This is a genomic window from Streptomyces sp. NPDC033178 (assembly GCF_055577685.1).
The window spans coordinates 165,533-184,120 of sequence record NZ_JBVIPT010000014.1 but is presented as its reverse complement, the minus strand read 5'-3'; the positions used below and the strand labels follow the sequence as shown (position 1 = coordinate 184,120).

General features: G+C 71.1%; 17 protein-coding genes. 11 read left to right on the top strand and 6 right to left on the bottom strand.

Annotated elements, in window-relative coordinates:
• Nucleotides 1-8: 8 nt before the first annotated feature.
• Nucleotides 9-512: a methylated-DNA--[protein]-cysteine S-methyltransferase gene (locus tag ACZ5VQ_RS31600; protein ID WP_469107885.1), complete on the bottom strand. Its 504-nt coding sequence runs from the start codon at nt 510-512 to the stop codon at nt 9-11.
• Between the two features lie 118 nt (nt 513-630).
• Nucleotides 631-1,938: an SGNH/GDSL hydrolase family protein gene (locus ACZ5VQ_RS31595; protein ID WP_469107884.1), complete on the bottom strand. Its 1,308-nt coding sequence runs from the start codon at nt 1,936-1,938 to the stop codon at nt 631-633.
• 127 nt (nt 1,939-2,065) lie between these two features.
• Between ACZ5VQ_RS31595 and ACZ5VQ_RS31590 the strand changes: the two genes are divergently transcribed.
• From ACZ5VQ_RS31590 to ACZ5VQ_RS31580, 3 genes are all read left to right on the top strand, one after another.
• Nucleotides 2,066-2,215 (top strand): hypothetical protein, encoded by a 150-nt coding sequence (locus ACZ5VQ_RS31590; RefSeq protein ID WP_469107883.1) that lies wholly within the window; start codon nt 2,066-2,068, stop codon nt 2,213-2,215.
• Between the two features lie 191 nt (nt 2,216-2,406).
• Nucleotides 2,407-3,705 carry an MFS transporter gene (locus ACZ5VQ_RS31585; RefSeq protein ID WP_469107882.1) on the top strand — a complete coding sequence of 433 codons (1,299 nt, stop codon included), beginning with the start codon at nt 2,407-2,409 and terminating at the stop codon, nt 3,703-3,705.
• A complete protein-coding gene (locus ACZ5VQ_RS31580; protein ID WP_469107881.1) occupies nt 3,695-4,177 on the top strand; it encodes a nucleoside deaminase in 483 nt (160 codons plus the stop codon). The genes ACZ5VQ_RS31585 and ACZ5VQ_RS31580 overlap by 11 nt, the downstream gene beginning before the upstream one ends.
• Here ACZ5VQ_RS31580 and ACZ5VQ_RS31575 read toward each other — a convergent pair.
• Nucleotides 4,162-5,115, bottom strand: coding sequence for an SDR family NAD(P)-dependent oxidoreductase (locus tag ACZ5VQ_RS31575; RefSeq protein WP_469107880.1), 954 nt, complete (start codon nt 5,113-5,115; stop codon nt 4,162-4,164). The two genes, ACZ5VQ_RS31580 and ACZ5VQ_RS31575, sit on opposite strands and share 16 nt — an antisense overlap.
• Nucleotides 5,116-5,256: 141 nt before the next feature.
• Here ACZ5VQ_RS31575 and ACZ5VQ_RS31570 point away from each other — a divergent pair, with 141 nt between their 5' ends.
• Complete coding sequence (locus ACZ5VQ_RS31570) at nt 5,257-5,895, top strand: TetR family transcriptional regulator (RefSeq protein WP_469107879.1); 639 nt, start codon at nt 5,257-5,259, stop codon at nt 5,893-5,895.
• A 60-nt stretch (nt 5,896-5,955) separates the two neighbouring features.
• A complete protein-coding gene (locus ACZ5VQ_RS31565) occupies nt 5,956-7,065 on the top strand; it encodes an acyltransferase family protein (protein WP_469107878.1) in 1,110 nt (369 codons plus the stop codon).
• Here the strand turns inward: ACZ5VQ_RS31565 and ACZ5VQ_RS31560 are convergent.
• Nucleotides 7,062-7,919, bottom strand: a complete 858-nt coding sequence (locus ACZ5VQ_RS31560) for a GNAT family N-acetyltransferase (protein WP_469107877.1) — start codon at nt 7,917-7,919, stop codon at nt 7,062-7,064. The two genes, ACZ5VQ_RS31565 and ACZ5VQ_RS31560, sit on opposite strands and share 4 nt — an antisense overlap.
• 179 nt (nt 7,920-8,098) lie before the next feature.
• On the opposite strand from ACZ5VQ_RS31560, the gene ACZ5VQ_RS31555 reads away from it, so the two are divergent.
• Nucleotides 8,099-8,623 carry a GNAT family N-acetyltransferase gene (locus tag ACZ5VQ_RS31555; RefSeq protein WP_362085081.1) on the top strand — a complete coding sequence of 175 codons (525 nt, stop codon included), beginning with the start codon at nt 8,099-8,101 and terminating at the stop codon, nt 8,621-8,623.
• A gap of 397 nt (nt 8,624-9,020) precedes the next feature.
• Here ACZ5VQ_RS31555 and ACZ5VQ_RS31550 read toward each other — a convergent pair whose 3' ends face one another.
• Nucleotides 9,021-9,782: a chaplin gene (locus tag ACZ5VQ_RS31550; RefSeq protein WP_469107876.1), complete on the bottom strand. Its 762-nt coding sequence runs from the start codon at nt 9,780-9,782 to the stop codon at nt 9,021-9,023.
• A gap of 282 nt (nt 9,783-10,064) precedes the next feature.
• Between ACZ5VQ_RS31550 and ACZ5VQ_RS31545 the strand changes: the two genes are divergently transcribed.
• From ACZ5VQ_RS31545 to ACZ5VQ_RS31530, 4 genes are all read left to right on the top strand, one after another.
• Nucleotides 10,065-11,651 carry an alpha/beta hydrolase gene (locus ACZ5VQ_RS31545; RefSeq protein WP_469107875.1) on the top strand — a complete coding sequence of 529 codons (1,587 nt, stop codon included), beginning with the start codon at nt 10,065-10,067 and terminating at the stop codon, nt 11,649-11,651.
• Between the two features lie 92 nt (nt 11,652-11,743).
• Nucleotides 11,744-12,841, top strand: coding sequence for a baeRF3 domain-containing protein (locus ACZ5VQ_RS31540; protein WP_469107874.1), 1,098 nt, complete (start codon nt 11,744-11,746; stop codon nt 12,839-12,841).
• Nucleotides 12,842-12,991: 150 nt separating this feature from the next.
• Nucleotides 12,992-13,621, top strand: coding sequence for an FxLYD domain-containing protein (locus ACZ5VQ_RS31535; protein WP_469107873.1), 630 nt, complete (start codon nt 12,992-12,994; stop codon nt 13,619-13,621).
• A gap of 313 nt (nt 13,622-13,934) precedes the next feature.
• Nucleotides 13,935-15,428: a PP2C family protein-serine/threonine phosphatase gene (locus tag ACZ5VQ_RS31530; RefSeq protein ID WP_469107872.1), complete on the top strand. Its 1,494-nt coding sequence runs from the start codon at nt 13,935-13,937 to the stop codon at nt 15,426-15,428.
• 95 nt (nt 15,429-15,523) lie between these two features.
• On the opposite strand, the gene ACZ5VQ_RS31525 is transcribed toward ACZ5VQ_RS31530, so the two are convergent.
• Entirely contained in the window at nt 15,524-17,023 is a 1,500-nt protein-coding gene (locus ACZ5VQ_RS31525; protein ID WP_469107871.1) for a DNA-binding protein NsdB, read from the bottom strand.
• Nucleotides 17,024-17,256: 233 nt separating this feature from the next.
• On the opposite strand from ACZ5VQ_RS31525, the gene ACZ5VQ_RS31520 reads away from it, so the two are divergent.
• Nucleotides 17,257-18,399 (top strand): aminoglycoside phosphotransferase family protein, encoded by a 1,143-nt coding sequence (locus ACZ5VQ_RS31520; protein WP_469107870.1) that lies wholly within the window; start codon nt 17,257-17,259, stop codon nt 18,397-18,399.
• The last annotated feature ends 189 nt before the right edge of the window (nt 18,400-18,588 follow it).

Genomic DNA, 18,588 nt, shown 5'->3' with positions numbered 1-18,588 from the left:
CTCAGGGGTCAGAGGAGGGTGGGCTGCAGGACGCCCTCGTGGGTAAGGAGCCGGGCCTTGCGCTCCACACCGCCCGCGTAGCCGCGCATGGTGCCGTCCGCGCCGATGACCCGGTGGCAGGGGCGCACCAGCAGCAAGGGGTTCGCTCCGATCGCCGCGCCCAGCGCCTGGATCCGTTCGCGGGGCACACCGAGCCGCTCGGCGAGCGCGCCGTACGTGGTCGACGTGCCGTACGGGATCTTCTCCAGCGCATGCCACACACGCTGCTGGAAGTCCGTGCCGCTCGGGGTGAACTCGATGTCGAACTCGGTGAGTTCACCGGCGAAATAGGCTTTCAGCTGCCGGGTGACGTCCGCGAAGCGGTCAGGGTCCCGCCGCCAACCGGGCTTTACGGCAGGGGCGTTCCGCTGCCCCGGCATGGACAGTGACGTCAACGTGACGCCGTCCGGGGTCTCTTCACCCACCAGTAGCAGTTCGCCCACCGGGCTGTCGATCGTCGTATAGGCGGTCATCGTGGCCTCCCTTTCATACGCTTTCGTTCCACTCCTCATAGTGGGGTGTCCCGATCACGGATGCTGGCGGGATTCGGACACCACGCTGCGCTGCCGGTGCCAGTGCCGGTGCCGGTGGTCATTTGAAGAAGCGCAGCGGCACCGCTCGTGCCATCGCCTCCCGCCCCGCGTCGTTGGTGTGCAGGTGGTCGCCGCTGTCGTAGGCGGCGAGGAGTCGCTCGGGATCGGCCGGGTCCCGCAGCGCGGCGTCGAAGTCGATCACACCGTCGTACTCGCCGCTCGTGCGCAGCCAGTGATTGAAGGTCCGGCGCGCCGCCGCGTTCTCGGGCGTGTAGAAGCCGAGCGTGTCGTTCTTGAACGGCGTGATGGTGGCTCCGTAGATCCGCAGTCCGCGCTCGTGGGCGCGGGCGATGAGCTGCCGGTGGCCGTCGATCAGGTCCTGCCCGGTCACCTTCTCGGAGAGCGGGGCGATGTTTCCGGGGTGGCCCAGGTCGTTCACGCCGAGCAGGACGAGGACATCTCGGACTCCTGGCTGGGCTGCCACATCACGGTCGAAGCGTTTGAGTCCGCTCTCGCCGAAGTATGCGGCGTACGCCTCCGCGGGGTTGCCGGCAGGCGGGTTGGGGTCATGGAGCAGGCGGTTGCCGCTGATGCCCTTGTTGAGGACGCCGACGGGGTGACGGGGGCCGCCAGGGCCTTGGAGACGCTGGGCGAGGTGGTCGGTCCAGCGGTGGTTGGTGCCGAGGGTGTTGTCGGCCGTGATGGAGTCGCCGAGCGCGACGACGGAGGAGGCCTTGCCCGTGGCGGCAGGCCCTGGGGAGGTGGCTCGGACGCTCACGCCGGTCAGGAAGTACCAGCGTTCCGTGACGGACCGGGGCTCGATCCTGGTCTCGCCCGTCACATTGCCCGCCGCGATGTAACTGCGCTGAGCCGCAAAGGAGTTGACCGTCGATCCCGGAGTGCTCCCGGGGAGGTGGAGGCTCACGACGAGATCGGAACGCGCGGGCACGCGGAGCGTGACGGGGTCGCTGAGGGCGGGCGCTCCGGCGGGGATCGAGACCGAGGACTTGCCCGAGAAGGTCAGTTGGCGGTCCGTGGCGGGGTCGATGGTCGGTTCGTCCGTGCCTGGCGCGCGGCGGGCGACGTGCACCTCGCCGATCTCCAGCGGCTGCTTGCCGAACTCGTTCGAGAGGCGGATACGCAGGGCGGTTCCGCCGATGCTGGTGTGGACCATCTGGCGGATCGTCTGGTCGTGGAAGGTCGTGGTGTCCGTCTTGGGGACGGTGGTGGGGGCAGTGCCCCAAGTGCCGGTCCACGTGGTGGGTGCGGGCGCCTGGGCAGAGGCGGGGGAAGTGAGAGCGGCTCCCAGCAGGAGGGCTCCGGTGAATAACGCGGCGAGTCTCTTGCGAACAGTCAGGCGTTCCATGTGCGGCTCCTCGTCGTCCGGAGGAAGGGTTGGCACCCTGGCGGGGGCCATCGAGGCCCAACCTCCGACAAGGGAGGCCGGGCCTCGAACGGGCAGGCATACCCGAAAGTTTCGGGACACTTTACGAATGAGCGGTCGTGACGATAGAGAGGGCTGTTACTCCCGTCAAGACGTCGAGGCGTGCACCGCAGCCCTGCCCGGCGCGTCCGGCACGGCCCACGCCGCGGTGAACGCGCACCCCGTGGCGACCAACCCCATGCGCTCGCCCAGGAAGTAGCCACGCGGACCAGCCCCGTCGGGGATCCGACTTCACCCTCGACCCGTTCGCCGAAGGCAGGCCGCTCACAAGCCCGCACTCGCACACGGGAGCGGGCGAGATGCGCTGACGCCCCGTCGCCCGGCGGACCTGTCCCGGCACCCGGCGGCGGGCTTGCCCTCACACTGATGTGAACGTTTCAGCATGGCCGTATGACGCCCGCACCGACGGCCGAAGAACCCGGCACACCCACGTCCAAGCCCACACCCACGTCCGAGCCCCCGCCCACACCCGCAGAGCCCGGTCTGCCCCTCTCGGGGCTGCTCGCCCTGTCCGCGGCCGCCTTCACCGCCGTACTGACGGAGCTCCTTCCGGCGGGTCTGCTGCCGCGGATGGCACCGGATCTCGGGGTCTCCGAGGCACGGGTCGGCTTCCTGGTGACCGGCTACGCGGTCGCGTCGTTCCTCGCCGCGATCCCGCTCACCGCCGCGCTGCGCGGGCTGCCACGGCGGCCGGTGCTCATCGGCGCGCTGCTCGGTTTCGCGGCCGCCAACGCCGTCACCGCGCTGTCGTCCTCGTACGGGTTGACGTTCGCTGCACGGCTCGTCGCCGGGGCGATGGGGGGCACGCTGTGGGCGATGCTCGTGGGGTACGCGGCCCGGATGGTGCCCGCCGAGCGGCGCGGCCGGGCCATCGCGATCGTGCTGGCGGGCATCACGCTCGCGCTCTCCCTGGGGCTTCCCTCGGGCACGGCGCTGGCCGACGCGCTCGGCTGGCGTGCGGCCTTCGGCGCGCCGGCGCTGCTCGCCGTGCTGCTCGCGGTGTGGATACGACGCCGGGTGCCGGGCTTTCCCGGTGAGGCGCGGGGCGAGCGCGTGCCGTTGCCTCGCGTCGCCGCGCTGCCCGGCATCGGCACGGTCCTGTCCGTCACGCTGACGCTGCTCGTCGGCCATCAGGTGATGTACACGTACGTGGCACCGTTCTCGGAGCACTCCGGTTTCGGCCGTACGGGGCTGGTGCTGCTGGTGTTCGGTGCCGCGACCGTCGTCGGGATCTGGCTCACCGGCCTGTTGATCGACCGGCATCCGCGCCGGACCCTGCTGGGTGCGCTCGCCCTGCTCGCGTCCGCGATGCTCGCGCTGGGCACGTACGCCGGTCATGGAGCCGTGCTCCTGGTCTCGGTCGCCCTGTGGGGCATGGCGTTCGGCGGCACGCCGACGCTCATCCAGACCGCGCTGGTCGACGCCTCCGGTCCCGTGAACGCCGATGTGGCCACCTCGCTGCAGACCACTGTCTACAACGCGGGCATCGCGGCCGGCTCCCTCACCGGCGGTCTGATCCTGGAGAGCTCTGGTACCGACGCCCTCCCCTGGACGACATTCCTGCTGGTCACGGTCACGCTCGCGATCGTGTCCGCGGGGCGTCGGCATGCCTTTCCCTCGCGGCGCCGCACGGAGTTGAGTACGGTCGGCCCAAGGTCAACAGGAGGGCTGGTACGGCATGGTGAGTGAAGCCGAGCTGAAGCATCTGCGCCGGTGCCTGGAACTCGCGACCGAGGCGCTGGACTCCGGTGACGAGCCGTTCGGGTCGGTGCTCGTGGGCGCGGACGGCACGGTTCTGGCCGAGGACCACAACCGGGTGGCCTCCGGTGACCGCACCCGCCACCCGGAGTTCGAGCTGGCGCGCTGGTCGGCGGCGCATCTGACGCCGGAAGAGAGGGCTGCCGCGACCGTCTACACCTCCGGCGAGCACTGCCCGATGTGCGCGGCGGCGCACGGCTGGGTGGGCCTCGGCCGCATCGTGTACGTGGCGTCCTCCGAGCAGCTGTCGTCCTGGCTCGGAGAGTTGGGCGTCCCCGTTTCCCCGGTCAGTCCGCTGCCGATCCGGGAGGTGGCACCCGGCGTGCCCGTCGAGGGGCCCGTCCCGGAGCTGGCCGACGAGGTGCGGGGCCTGCACCGGCGTTTCCATCACGCCGAGGGATAGGCCCCCTTGGCGGCGACCAGCCGTTCCAGTACCTCCCAGAGCTCGGTCTCGCGGGCGGGGTCGTACGACGCGGGCGAGGACCGGACGGGACGGCCGCGGTCGAGATAGCTCCCGGACGGGGCGGCCGGCACGCCGACGGCCGCCCCGGCGAGTTTGCGGCCGGACACGCGCGGGTTGGTCGAGCTCGGGTGGACCCGGGTGAGGTGCAGCAGGCTGTTCCAGGCGAGGCGGTCCAGCGGTCCCGCCTCGCGGGCGAGGCCGGTGCCCGGCATCAGACCGGGGTCGAAGGTGTAGACGCCGATGCCCTCGGGGGTGCGGCGGTCCAGCTCGTGCGCAAGGTGCACGGTGGCCAGCTTGCTCGCCGCGTACGCGGAGCGGCCCGCCCTGACGGTGTCGGCGTCCGGGGTCGTCCAGGGCAGCGCCAGTTCGGCGACCGGAGCCGTGCGCGGCGGCGGAGTCAGCCCCCAGGTGTGCCGGAAGTCCCCGAAGTGCGTACCGCTGCCGACGAGGACGATGCGCCCCGGCACCGTCAGCCGGTCCTGAAGCCGCCGGATCAGCAGATGGTGCGCGAGGACGTTGGTGCCGAACGTGACTTCGAAGCCGTCGGCCGTCCGATCCGTGGCGGTGACGGCCTGCGTACCCGCGTTCGCCACCACGGCACGCAGCGGCGGGAGCTCCCCGGAGTCGAGCAACTCCCTTATGGAGTCGGCCGCTTGGCGTACGGAGTCGAGTGAGCCCAGGTCGCAGAGGACGCCGCGCACCCGCGATGAGCCGGTCTCGGCGGCGAGCCGCGCCGCGAGTCCGTCCGGATCCGAGCGGACGGCGACGAGGAGATGCAGGTCCGAATGGTCACGCAGGAGCGTCAGGGCGGTGGCGCGCCCGAGACCGCGGCCCGCGCCGGTGAGGAGGACGGTTCCGGGAGAAGGGATGACAGACATGGCTTGCTCCGGCCGTGGGAGAGGAGGTGAGGCACGCGAAGACGGAGAACCGATCCCCGAGGAAGAAAATCGGCTCTCGATACCAAACGGTACTCGATACCATTATGGATCGGGTACCCCGCGACCCGATATCCTGGCCCCATGGACAACGGCAAGCCGCTGAGCAGCGACGACGAGATCCCTCTCCGGGAGCGCAAGCGGCTGCGGACGCGTGGGGCCCTGATCGACGCGGCCATGGAACTCTTCGTCGAGCACGGCTTCGAGGCGGTCACGGTCACCGACATCGCCCGCCGCGCCGAAGTCGGCCGGACGACCTTCTTCCGCTACTTCACCGACAAGCAGGAAGTGCTCTTCGCGGACGAGGACCAGCACCGCGAGGCACTCGTCTCGGCCGTCGACGACGCTGCCGCCGCCCTCGCCCCCATCGGCGCCTCGCTCGACCGCGCGCTGGACGCGGGCCGCGCGGGCCTGAGCGCGCTCGTGGGCAGCATCGCCGAACACACCACATGGCTGGCCGAGCGCGAGCGCCTGATCAACGGGGATCCCGCACTGCTCGCCCGCAGCCTGCTGAAGCAGCGCGCGTACGCAGGGGCGGCGATCGACGCGCTGGAGCGCCACGGGGCCGACCGGGAGACAGCCGTGCTCGCCGCCGCCGTCTGCCAGGCCTGCTACGAGGCCGCCGTCGCCCTGACGGACGCCGAGCCGGACCGGCTCCCGGCCGCCATGGAGGCCGCTTTCGAACGACTGTCCGCGCGGGGAGCGAACGTACGCGACGACTGAGCCGTACGAGAGGGGGCAGGCGGGACGGATCGGTTGCCCGCCCCGAGGCCAGGAGATGTGGTGTCGCAAGACTTGTCAGCCCCCGCACCCGTAGCTCTGCGGGAACTCCTGCCGGAAAAACGGGCCAGGCCGGCGTCCGCCCGCAGAGACCCGTACTTCGACAACGCGAAGTACCTCACCATCGTGCTGGTGGCCTGCGGTCACGCATGGGAGCCGCTGACCCACGGCAGCAGAGCCGCGACGGCGGCGTATCTGACCGTGTACGCCTTCCACATGCCGGCGTTCGCGCTCGTCTCCGGCTATTTCTCCCGGAGTTTCGACATGGCGCCGGGTCGGGTGCGCCGGCTGCTGACGACCGTCGTCGTGCCGTACTTCGTCTTCGAGACCGCCTACACGCTCTTCTACCGCTGGGCGCAGGACGATCCGGGCTATCCGCTGAGCCTGCTCGATCCCTGGTACGTGATGTGGTTCCTGGTCGCGCTGTTCGTCTGGCGGCTGACGACTCCGATCTGGCTGGCGCTGCGCCACCCGGTGCCGGTCGCCCTGGGTTTCGCCGTGCTGGCCGCCGTCTCACCCGAGCTGGGCGGTGACATCTCGATCCAGCGGATCCTGGGCTTCCTGCCCTTCTTCGTGCTCGGACTGACGCTGCGCGCCGAGCACTTCGAGCGGCTGCGCACCTGGCGCGTACGGCTGATCGCACTGCCGGTGGCCGCGGTGGCGCTCGGCGCGGCGTACGCGGTGGCGCCCTGGTTCGGCGCCGGATGGTTCTACCACCGGGGCAGCGTCACGGGTCAGGGCGCGCCGGCCTGGGCGGGGCTGTTCACGACCCCGGCGCTGTTCCTGCTCGCGCTGGTCCTGACCGGCTGCTTCCTGGCCTGGGTACCGGGCAGGCGCCTGTGGTGCACCGCTCTGGGGGCCGGGACGATGTACGGCTATCTGCTGCACGGCTTCGTCATCAAGGCGTCCCGCTTCTGGGACTGGTACGACCACGCGTGGGTGCGCACCCCGCTCGGCGAGCTGGTCGTCACGGCGGCCGCCGTGGGGCTCATCACGGTGCTGTGCTCGGGCCCGGTACGCTCCGTGTTCCGGTTCGTCGTCGAGCCCCGCATGGCATGGATGTTCAGCCACCGCGGCGAGACCACGACGGCCGACAGACGCCCGTCCGGCTAGCCCAGTTCGAGTGTGGTGACTCCGTAGACCCGGTCCGTGGCATGCGGGCGAACAGGCCCGGTGTACATCCGGGCCGTCTCGAACGACGGGGTCAGACCGTGCTCCTCGGCCAGGGCGACTCCCGCGGCACTCGTCTCGGGGATGTCGACGGAGACCGGGCGGCCGTCGGCCTCGGCGGCCAGTGCGGCGAAGAGTGCGCGGGCGTCCTCGGCGGTGTCGGCGAACAGCGGTCCGATGCGGAGCGAGGTGAGCGCGGGCCGGATCACGCCGTAGCCGGTGAGCCGCCCGTCGACGATCCGGACCAGGGCGCGGTGCCCGGGCCCGGTGAGCCAGTGCTCCACAAAGGCCGGCCGGTCGGCGGGGTAACAGGCACTGTCGTAGGCCGTGATCGCGCCGAGGTCCGCCGCCTCGGCGACCCGGACGCCGGATCCGGCGGACTCCCCCAGGGCCGGGACGCCTCCGAACCGGAAGGTCTTGTAGGCGAGTTCGAACCCCGACTGTCGGTAGTTGCCCTGCTGGGCGACCACGCCGTCGAGTCCGACGGTCCGGCCGCCCGCGTGGGCGAGGGCCGTCTTCCACGTGGTGAGGCCGTAGCCGCGGCCCCGCAGATCGGGGCGTACGAGATAGCAGCCCAGGAAGGCGTAGTCGGCGCCGTAGTTGACGACGGAGATCGCGGAGACCGGCTCCCCGTCGATCCTGCCGAGGAAGAACCCCTCGGGATCCTGGGTGAAGAAGCACGCGCCGTCCGACTCCCCCGGATCCCACCCCTCGTCCGCCGCCCACCCCTTGATCACCGGCCAGTCGTCGAGCGATGCCTGCGTGACGACGAGACCTTCGGGGCTCGGAGGGATCATCTGTGCGCTCCATTCGTCATAAGAGATCGAAGGCGGGCGGAACACGGCAAGCGGAGTGCGGTGATCGGCCGCATCCGCGCAGCATCCTTCCCGATGGCCGAGGTGCGTGGCGCAGCAATGAGCCAGTGCCCTTCGCAGGGGGAGTACACGGCCGATGGCCGCGCCTAGGGTGGCCGTTCATGGATCATGTGACACTGCGCCCGGTGGGCGAGGACGACCTGACCGTGATGGAACGGTTCCTGACCGACCCCGAGGAAGCCTCCCCCTTCCAGTGGTACGGCTGGTGGGACACCGGACGCTGGCGACGGCAGTGGGCCGAGACCGGCCTGATCACGGACGAGGCGGGCCATCTGATCGTGGCGCTCGACGGGGAAGCGGTGGGGTTCGTGGCCTGGCGCAAGATCGTCGCCACACGCACTTCGTACTACTGGAACATGGGGATCGCCCTGCTGCGGGAGGCCCGTGGCAAGGGAGTGGGTACGCGGGCGCAGCGGCTGCTGGTCGAGTACCTGTTCGCGCATACGCAGGTGGTCCGGATCGAGGCGGACACCGAGGTGGAGAACGTCGCCGAGCAACGGGCCCTGGAGAAGGCGGGGTTCACCCGCGAGGGAGTGCTGCGAAGTGCGGGGTTCCGCGATGGGCGGTGGCGGGACGGGGTGCGGTACAGCGTGCTGCGCGAGGACGTGGCCCCGGCCGGCTCCTGAGCGCCGGGCCGTGAGGGGGTGGTGCCGGGGTTTGGGCGGCGTACCGGGCACGAGGGGTGTGCCGGGCATGAGGCGTGTGCCTGGCACGAGGGGTGTGCGCGGGGCATGAGGACCACACGGGCGCTGTCAGAGGGAGACCCCACCGGTTGGTGTGCCCGGTGGGGTCTTCCGTCCTCGGAGGTGTCACTCGGCTGAGAATCGACGCGGTGTACTGCCGTGGCGCGATTCAGCGCACTGCCGAGGGGGCGGTGCGCGGACGACCGTGGGTACGGGTCCGTCCGCGACCGGGACCACGTCCGCGGGTCCGGTCCGAGTGGGCGGCCGCGGGCCGGGTCGACGTACGGTCACCGGCCCGGGCCCACGACCGGCCGCGAGCCCGGTGGACCGCAGGCTCCGGTCAGGAGCCGTCCGCGGACTCCGGACCACCCGCACCGGCGTGCCCGGACCGGGGCGTGACCGCCGTCCGGAAGCGCCGGTACAGCGCGGCGCCGCCCAGCATCAGCGCGGCGCTGGCCGCGACCGTCGGGCCCATCAGGTCCGTGCCGGTCTGGGCGAGGGACGCTCCGGGCTCCTGCGGCACGGCGCGCGGCGCCTCGGGCTCCACCTCCGGCTCGGCCGACTTCGCCGGTCGCTCCGGCTTCTTCGGCGGCTCCACCGGCTTCGGGGCGGGGGGCGACACCGGCTTGTCCGGGTGGTGCGGCCGCTCCCGGGACGTGTTCGTGGACTCGTTGCCGACAGCGGGGTTGCCGATGCCGACGACGCTCACCGAGTTGCCGGTGACGTTCACGGGGAGCTGGACCGGGAGTTGCACGCCGTTGCCGGAGATCACACCCGGTGAATCCTCCGCCCCTCCCTCGGCGACCGCACCGGCGGAACCCTCATGGGCACCGCCCTTGCCGTCGCCGCCCTTGCCGTGGCCGCCCTCGTTGGCGCAGCGGTTGCCCGCTGCGGGGTTGAGGAGTCCGACCACGTTCACCGTGTTCCCGCACACGTTCACCGGAACGTGCACCGGGAGCTGAATGGTGTTGCCGGAGATCACCCCCGGCGAGTGGGCCGTGCCGCCGTCCGCCGCGGAGTCCGCGTACACCGGCATCGTCACGGCCACGGCGCCGGAGGCGGCGGCCGCGATGATCAAACCATTTCGGGCAACCCGTTTCATAGGTTCCCTGCCTTCCAGACATGGACGCGGGCACTCGCCCGCACCGGATAAAACGCCGGTGGGCGATGCGGGTTAGTGGGTTGCCGATTTTTCACCCCAACGGGCGGTGCCCCAGTCGAACTGTCCGGCGCGATGCCGTAACACCGCGCCGTGGGGCGCGCGGCACGCAGATTAAGGGCTCAGGCGCAGGTCCGCCCGCCGGGAGGCGTGGCCGGGGGTGCCCCCTTATCGTGATCGAGGGGGAATCCCCGGCCGCGCGCCGGGGCGTTCCGGGAGGCCTTCATGCTGTCCACGCATCAACGCCGGGCTTTCACCGGCGCCGTGACGCTGGCCCTGCTGGGAGCCGGGCTGCCGTCGGTCGCCGCGGCGGACACCGACCGACCCGATCTGTCCCGCTTCTACGACCAGCGCATCAAGTGGTCCGCCTGCGAGGGCGACGGCCTGCCCAAGGACCTGCAGTGCGGGAAGGCGACCGTCCCGGTCAACTACGCGAAACCGGCCGACGGGACACTCGACCTCGCCCTGGCCCGGGTCCGGGCGACGGGGAAGTCCAGGGGTTCGGTGGTGCTGAACTTCGGCGGCCCCGGCGGGCCCGGAGTCAGCGAACTCGCCGCGGGCGGCGCGGACTTCATGGGCCTGACCGACGGCTACGACGTGGTGACCTTCGACCCGCGCGGCGTCGGCAGAAGCTCCCCGGTCAGCTGCGGCGAGGGGACGGGCGAGGCCGTGGACGAGGCGGATCCCGACGCGGACGACAGCGACGACCCGCGGGCCGCTCTCGACATGCTGCGCAGGGCCGCCGCCGAGTGCGCCGAGCACTCCGGGCCCGTGCTGTCCCACATAGGCACGGTCAACGTCTCGCGCGACCTCGACGTACTGCGCGAGGCCCTCGGAGACAAGAAGCTCAACTACCTCGGATTCTCGTACGGCACGCGGCTGGGCGCTGTGTACGCGGCCCAGTTCCCCAAGAAGACGGGCCGGTTGGTGCTCGACGGCGTGGACACCCTCACCGAACCACTGAGCGAACAGGGCATCGTCGGCGCGCAGGGCCAGCAGACGGCCCTTGAGGGCTTCCTCGACTGGTGCACCGAGGACATCAACTGCGCGTTCGGACAGGACACGCGCACCGCCCGGCAGGACGTGGTGCGGCTGGTCGAGTCGCTGGACGAGGACCCGGTGCCGGGGGACTTCGGCGAACCGTTCTCCGGTCAGGACCTGGTGGGCGCCATCGTTCAGGCCCTCTACAGCAAGGAGCTGTGGCCGGCCCTCTCGCAGGCGCTGACCTCGCTGGTCCAGGACGGCGACACCCGGGGCATCATGCGGTTCGCCGGCGGCGGTGTCTCGCTGCCCGGCGGCATCACGGTTCCCGGCGACGGCGGGCTCGCCGATGACGGGGAGGGGGGCCTGGTCGACGAGGGCGACATTCCCATCGACAACCTCCCGGCGGCGCTGATGGCCGTCAACTGCGCCGACGATCCGGACCGGCCCACCGCCGACCAGATCACCGAGAACATCGACCGACTGCGCGCCGACTACGAGGCCGCCTCACCTGTCTTCGGCCAGTACCGCCTCACCCAGGTCCTTATGTGTTACGGCCGCCCGAAGGGCACCACCTACATCCGCGAGGAGGTCCGCGACGTCGACACCCCGAAGCTGCTCCTCGTCGGCACCCGCGGCGACCCCGCGACCCCGTACCGCTGGACCACCGAGACCGCGGCACGGCTCGGCTCGTCGGCGGTCGTCCTCGACAACAAGGGCGAGGGCCACACCGGTTACGGGTCCTCCAAGTGCGTGCACCGCAAGGTCGACGACTTCCTGCTGTACGGCTCGCTGCCGGCCGACGGGAGCTCGTGCGGGGCGGAGGAGTGAGGATCGTGACGACCTCGACGCCCGCCTCACCCGGTTCGCCCGACCTCGCCCCTCCGCATGCCCGTTCGCCCATTCGGTCATATGGTGCATCTATGGAGCATGTTCTGAGCCCCACCACACTCACCGAACTGCGCCGCCCGAGGCCCTATCCGGCCGCGTCGGTGCTCACTCCGACCCATCGCCGCGAGCCCGACAACGCGCAGGATCCCGTGCGGCTGCGCAATGTCCTGGCCGAGGCGAAGAAGCAGCTGGAATCCGACCCCGCGGTCACCCGTGAACGGCGGATGGACGTCGTCGGGCAGCTGGAGCAGGCGCTCGCGGAGGTCGATCTGGCGCACGCCGAGGACGGTCTCGCGATCTTCGCCGCGCCCGGGGAGCACCAGGTGTGGTCGCTGGCCCGGACCGTGCCGGAGCGCGTCGTCCTCTCGGACACCTTCCTGACCCGCAACCTCGTCGCCGCACAGGCCGCCGAGCGTCCGTTCTGGGTACTGGCCGTCTCCGCGGACCGGATCTCCCTGTGGAGCGGCGGCGGGGGGCATGTCGTCGAGACCGAGGCGGCCGGCTTCCCGCTCACCCGGAGCCTGGAGGACCCGGACGCCGAGCGCAAGGAACGCATCGGCGACCTGCCGAGCACCTTCCGCGACGAGCGGACCCGCCACTTCCTGCGCGACGGCGACACCGCCCTCGCCGGTCTCCTGCGCGGCGACCCGCGACCGGTGTACGTCACCGGCGAGCAGGCCGCGCTCTCCCTTCTCGACGAGGTCGGCACCGTCACCAAGGACGCCGTCCACGTCCCACACGGCGGTCTCGCGCACGCGACTGCCGACGCCGTGTGGCAGGCGGTCAGCCCCCTGGTCACGGCCGAGGACCGCAAGAGCGCCGACACGGTGGCGCGGGAACTCGAAACGGCCAAGGGCCGACGGGCGTTCGCGGCAGGCGTCGACGAGGTCTGGCAGAACGCGACCGCGGGCCGGGTCCGGCTGCTGGCCGTCGAGGAGAACTACCGCGTGACCGTACGCGACGACGGCGGCGACCATCTCGTCCCGGCCGGCACCGACGATCTGGACGCCCGCGACGACATCGTGGACGAGATCGTCGAACAGTGCCTGGACACCGGCGCGCAGGTCCGCTTCGTCCCGGACGGCACGCTGGGCGACGCCGAGGGCATCGCCGGCGTACTGCGCTACTGACCGCGACGGGTCGGCCGGATCAGGTGCCGGGCGCGAGTGGCCGAGGCCCGGCCGTCCCGAAATGCCTCGCCGGAATTTCCGGCATAAGGTTCATTTCGTCGACCGACCCGGCAGTGATCGACCAGGCACCGACAGCAAGGACGACACCCGATGCACGCACCGTCGCCCCGTGGCCCCCGCCGGCCGGGCAGGACTCGTTCGGCTGCCGTCGCGCTGGCGGCGATCGCCGCGGCCGCGAGCACGCTCGCCGCGTGCAGCACCGACAGCGACTCCGGCGGTTCCGACCCGTCCTTCAGCGAGCGGCCGCCCCCTCCGGACACGGCGTCCTTCTCGGGGACGGCCCCCTCCGTCAACGAGTCGGCCATCGAGTCGGCGCGCGCCGCGGCCTCCGCGGCGGCTTCCTCCGCCTCGGCCGCGGCGTCCTCCTTCGAGGCGTCCGTGTCGGCCGAGGTCACCCGGGCCAACGAGGCGGCACAGAGCGAGCTCAAGGACGTCGACGGCCAGGGCAACGCGATGTCCGACGTCTCCATGACCGGCAAGCCCAGGTCCGAGACCGGCGGACTGCTCGCCGTCGTCGTGACCATCACCAACAAGACCGACGCGCAGGCCTCGTACGCCGTGCAGGTCGACTTCCTCGATTCCTCCGGCAAGACGGTGGAGACGAGGTTCGTCGGCGCCGAGAACCTCGCCCCGGGTGAGCGCGCCCAGCCGCTCGCCATCAGCCGCAAGCCTGCCGAGCCGACACTGACACCCAAGCTGGTCAAGGCTCAGCGGTACTGACCCGGGGCCCGGCGGTGCCGACGCGGCGAAACCCCGACCGGGCACCGCACACACACTCGCCGAACATACGATTGAGTGAGCCGCGACCACTGCCGTCACACCATCAACTCCCCTATCCTGTCCACGACTTGACCGGCCCGACCGCGTACCGAGTCCGCCCCGCCCGCATCCTCCGTGAGGACTGCGACATATGCCAGAGGCACCACCGAGTCGCGTGTTGCCAAATCCCTTACAGCGCGTCGCAGGCTGTGCGACAGTCGTAACCGGTCCTTCCTTCAGCCTTGGTCGTACCGTGCCTGTATCGGAGTACGTCATGCCGTCCCATCTCTCGGCGGACCATCCAGCCGCCCAGCCGCCCCCGCGCGGCTCGGTCGACGCGCTCATTTCCCAGACGCGCCGACTGCGGGGCGAGGTGGACGCCGTACGGCGGGACGCACCGGCCGACGGCACGGATCCGGAGGGACGCTGGCAGCGCGCCCTGTGCGATCTGGCGATGCATCAACTCAGCGATCTCGACGAGCACTTGGCGCAGTTGAGGGACGGACCGTCGGCCGTTCCCGTCGAGCACGAGGCGGCGGTTCCCACCGTACGAGCCGTGCCGGCCGCACCCCGGCACGGCTCACTGCTCAGCCGGGTCGGCAGCGCCGAGTGGAATCTGCTGACGGACGAGGCAAGTTGGTCCGGCGAGCTCTACCAGATCCTCGGCCGTGACCCCGCCGCTCCCCCGCTCACCCTCGACGAACTGCCCTCCGTGGTGCTGGACCAGGACCGGCCCAGGCTGACGGCGATGGTCACGGACTGCCTCATCGACGCCAAGCCGATCGACGGCGAGTTCCGCGTCGTCCTGCCCGACGGCGACGTACGGACCGTGCACATGATGGGCGAGCCCGTGCTCGACACGGACGGCAGCACAGCCTCGATGTGGGCGGTTCTGAGAGACGTCAGCGAGTTGCGCCGCAGCCAGCGGACCGTCAGCGAGACCCGTGACTCCCTGCAGCACCAACGGCACTTCGCGCAGACCGAGCGCCGGCTCGCGGTCGAGCTGCAGGAGGCCGTGCTGCCACCGTGGCGCGGTTCCCTGCGGCTCCCGCGCCAGGGGCCCGAGACACTGGACCTGGCCGCCCGTTATCTGCCGTCCTCGACGAGCGAGCTCATCGGCGGCGACTGGTACGACGCACTCGAACTGCCCAGCGGGGAAACACTGTTGAGCGTCGGTGATCTCACCGGCCGCGGCGTGACCGTCACCTCGGGCATGGCGATGATGATCGGCGCCCTGCGCGGTATGGCCGTGGCGGGTACCGAGCCCGGACAGCTCATGGCGTGGCTCAACCAGTTACTCGACGCCTCGGTCCAGCCGGCCCTGGGCAGCTCGGTGTGCTGCCGCTACCGGCCCGAGAGCCGCACGCTGACCTGGGCACAGGCAGGGCACCCCGCCCCGCTGCTGTTCCGCAACGGAACGGGGCGCGTGCTCTCGCCGCCGGACGGCGTACTGCTCGGCGCCACCTCCGGCGCTGTCTACGGACAGGCCGAGGAGACACTCGAACCGGGCGACCTGCTCCTCCTTCACACCGACGGACTGGTTCCCCGGCGATGGGTGTCCCCCGAGTCCCAGTCATGGGAGTCCCACGACTCGAGCGAAGCCGGGAGCGGAGGCGACACCGCGGACGTCAGCCGTCTCCTCGACCTGGCCCCCCGCTTCGGCGAGGCACGCGCCGCACAGGACTGCGTACGGATGGTCGTGGAGGAGTTCGGCGAGACGGAACGCGAGGACGACGCCTGCGTACTGATCGCCAGGGTCGCCACCTGACGCGAGCACCACCCCACCTCGGTGAACACCCGACGTGCGACGTCGGTGGACGCCCGACGTGACTCCCGACAGGGATGAACAGCTACACAGGCCCCCTATGCCCGTGCGCTGTTGCCGCCCCTGGCCTTCAACGAGCCCTTGGGCAGCGCCAGTTTGATCTCCTCACGCAGATCGTTGATCTTCGGATAGCTGGAGTACTGCCCCGTCAGCCGGTACATCTCACGCAGCCGGTCCCAGGTGCGGTGGGAGGAGTTCGAGCCCATCGACGTCAGGGCCAGGCGTGCGTACCGGTCGGCCTGTTCGGGGTCGTCGGCGATGAAGCAGGCGGACGCGAGCGAGATGTGGTCGAAGATCTTCGACCGGTCCCGCCCCTTCTCCCGCAGCTCCAGGGCTTCCTTGGCGTGGCTCTGCGCGACGGCGGCCGCGGACGGGTCGTGCTCCGCGAGCGTCCGGTAGGCCAGGGCCTGCATCCCGTGCATGTCCGCCTCGTCGAACAGCTGCATCCAGCTCGGCGGCGGCACGTCACCCTTGTCCGAGACGAAGAGGTCCTCCGCCTCCCCCAGGGTGCGCCGCATGGCCTGGCCCTTGCCCAGCGACGCCTGTGCCCAGGCCTCGATGGTGTAGAGCATGGCCTGGGTGCGCGGCAGGACCTCGTCGCCCGATCCCGACTTCGCGAGCTTCATGAGGTCGAGCGCGTCGTCGGGCCGGCCCAGGTGCACCATCTGGCGGGCCGCCCGGGAGAGCGCCTCGCCCGCGCGGGGCCGGTCACCGCCTTCTCGGGCCGCGTGCGCGGCGATGATGAAGTACTTCTGAGCCGTGGGCTCCAGGCCGACGTCGTGCGACATCCAGCCCGCGAGGACGGCGAGGTTGGCGGCGACGCCCCACAGACGCCGCTGCAGATGGTCGGGGTGTCGGTAGGAGAGCATGCCTCCCACTTCGTTGAGCTGTCCCACGACAGCCTTGCGTTGCAGTCCGCCCCCGCGGGCCGCGTCCCAGGCCCGGAACACCTCGACCGAGCGCTCCAGTTCCTCGATCTCCTGCGACCCGATGGGGGCGGCCTCGTAGCGGTCGAACCCAGCGGGGTCGGCGTGCAGGGGATTGTCGATGTCAGGGGCGTCGGCCGCGAGGGTCGGATCGGAGTGCAGCCAGTCCTGCATGGCGCTGCTGATAGCGGATCCGGCGGCGAGCGCGGCGCCCGCGCCCACCAAGCCGCGTCGGTTGAGCATGAGGTCCATTCCCGTGAATTCGGTGAGGACCGCGGCAGTCCGCTCGGGCGCCCACGGCATACCGTCGGGATGTTCCGCACTCCCGCCGCCCGGCCGTTTCCCCGTGCGCCCGTGCCGGACCAGACCGAGATCCTCGATGGTCACGACACGGCCGAGACGCTCGGTGAACAGTGCTGCCAGCACCCGCGGCACCGGATCGCGCGGGATCTCTCCCATGTCGATCCACCGCCGCACCCTTGAGGTGTCCGTCGCCAGCTGGGGGTGGCCCATGGCCGCCGCCTGCCGGTTGACCATCCTCGCGAGTTCCCCCTTGGACCAGCCGGCCAGGCCGAACAGGTCCGAAAGGCGGGTGTTGGGTTGTCCGCTCACGTCAAGCCCCCAGGTTCTCGGCTGAGTTGACACTAACCGTCTGTCAGTTGCTGAGCGACTATTCGCCAGGGTTCGCCAGGGCACGCCAGATGGTGTGCCAGTGGGCATCGGGTGTCAGGTAGGAAAGCGCCACCCCGACCCGGTCGCCGAAGGGACACTCCCCAGGGTGCACCAGGGCGGCCGGGGCGGGTAGCGCAGCAACTCGCAGGCACACGAAGGGATCTGTTTCGCCCATGTACGCAGCATCGTCCTCCGTGTCCGCTCCGCCCCGGTCACTGCACGCCCGCCCGGTCGGCAGCGGCCCCTATCTCGACCCCGTACGCCCGGGGACGGCTCCCGTGCTCGGTGCCGGTCGGTCACGGCGCGTGCCGGGGCTCGGTACCCAACCGCTCAGCGGGAGACTCGACTTGTCCGGCCCCCAGGGGGCGCAGCTGCGCACGGCGATCGCGTCGGTGCACCGGATCTGTCCGGAGTTCTCTCCGGTGCAGGTGCTGCGCCGCAGCGGCCGCTCCGTGCTCCTTGTCGGCACGACAGGGCGCAGCACCGCCGTCGCCAAGTGCTTACTGGACCACTCCCCGGTGTGGACCGAGCGGATCCGTCATGAAATAGCGGCGTACCGCTCGTTCGTGCGGCACCGGCCCCCGGTGCGGGTGCCGCGCCTGATCGCGGCGGACCCGGACAACTGCACCCTGGTGATCGAGCGGATGCCGGGCCGGGTGGCGGCGCTGCAGCGGCACCCGGCGGAGTCCCCGCCGCGCGCGGACATCAGGGCGGCGCTCGGCGCGATCTGCCGGCTCAACGCGTGGCGGCCACCGGCGGGGACGTTCGACGCCCCGCTGGACTACGCGGCCAGGATCTCCCGGTATCACGAGCTGGGGTTGCTCACCGACCGGGACATGGGTGATCTGCAGAAGCTGGTGCACGGCATCGCGCACTCGGCGGGCCGCCAGGGCATGGGCCAGTTCTGCCACGGCGACGCTCTCCTGTCCAACATTCTCCTGTCACCGGCCGGTCCAGTGCTGGTGGACTGGGAGCATGCGGGCTGGTACCTGCCGGGGTACGACCTGGCGACGCTGTGGGCGGTCCTCGGGGACGCGCCCGTCGCCCGGCGGCAGATCAGCCAGCTCGCGCAGTCGGCGGGACCGGCGGCGCGCGACGCGTTCCTGGTGAACCTCATGCTCGTCGTCACCAGGGAGATCCGTACGTACGAGACGGCCGTGCAGCGGTCGATGCACGAGACGACCCCGGCGGCACCGGGACCGGCCCACCCGGGTGCTGCGCCGTCCGGCGAGGAACAGCGGCTGCTGCTGAGGCGGCTGCACGACGACTGCCAGATGGCCCGCAAGGCCGTCCGAGCGGCGGTCGGCACTCGCTGACGGGGATGGTGGTCCGCGGTGCGCCAGGACAGGGCGCATCGCGGACCTTCGTCATGTCCGGGCAGCCGCTCGCGCCCGACACCCCTCCGCCGAGGAACGTTCACCCGAACAGGCCACAGGTCCACTCCACTGACGCCTCGCAGGCCGGGTCGCCGTCGCCGCGAAACCCGCGACACCCGCCGCTGACGT

Coding starts and splice junctions, on each gene's coding strand:
- ACZ5VQ_RS31550 (WP_469107876.1), bottom strand. CDS start 9,782: ATGAAACGGGTTGCCCGAAATGGTTTGATCATCGCGGCCGCCGCCTCC.
- ACZ5VQ_RS31600 (WP_469107885.1), bottom strand. CDS start 512: ATGACCGCCTATACGACGATCGACAGCCCGGTGGGCGAACTGCTACTG.
- ACZ5VQ_RS31595 (WP_469107884.1), bottom strand. CDS start 1,938: ATGGAACGCCTGACTGTTCGCAAGAGACTCGCCGCGTTATTCACCGGA.
- ACZ5VQ_RS31570 (WP_469107879.1), top strand. CDS start 5,257: ATGGACAACGGCAAGCCGCTGAGCAGCGACGACGAGATCCCTCTCCGG.
- ACZ5VQ_RS31540 (WP_469107874.1), top strand. CDS start 11,744: ATGGAGCATGTTCTGAGCCCCACCACACTCACCGAACTGCGCCGCCCG.
- ACZ5VQ_RS31580 (WP_469107881.1), top strand. CDS start 3,695: ATGGTGAGTGAAGCCGAGCTGAAGCATCTGCGCCGGTGCCTGGAACTC.
- ACZ5VQ_RS31535 (WP_469107873.1), top strand. CDS start 12,992: ATGCACGCACCGTCGCCCCGTGGCCCCCGCCGGCCGGGCAGGACTCGT.
- ACZ5VQ_RS31530 (WP_469107872.1), top strand. CDS start 13,935: ATGCCGTCCCATCTCTCGGCGGACCATCCAGCCGCCCAGCCGCCCCCG.
- ACZ5VQ_RS31590 (WP_469107883.1), top strand. CDS start 2,066: ATGAGCGGTCGTGACGATAGAGAGGGCTGTTACTCCCGTCAAGACGTC.
- ACZ5VQ_RS31560 (WP_469107877.1), bottom strand. CDS start 7,919: ATGATCCCTCCGAGCCCCGAAGGTCTCGTCGTCACGCAGGCATCGCTC.
- ACZ5VQ_RS31585 (WP_469107882.1), top strand. CDS start 2,407: ATGACGCCCGCACCGACGGCCGAAGAACCCGGCACACCCACGTCCAAG.
- ACZ5VQ_RS31555 (WP_362085081.1), top strand. CDS start 8,099: ATGGATCATGTGACACTGCGCCCGGTGGGCGAGGACGACCTGACCGTG.
- ACZ5VQ_RS31545 (WP_469107875.1), top strand. CDS start 10,065: ATGCTGTCCACGCATCAACGCCGGGCTTTCACCGGCGCCGTGACGCTG.
- ACZ5VQ_RS31520 (WP_469107870.1), top strand. CDS start 17,257: ATGTACGCAGCATCGTCCTCCGTGTCCGCTCCGCCCCGGTCACTGCAC.
- ACZ5VQ_RS31575 (WP_469107880.1), bottom strand. CDS start 5,115: ATGTCTGTCATCCCTTCTCCCGGAACCGTCCTCCTCACCGGCGCGGGC.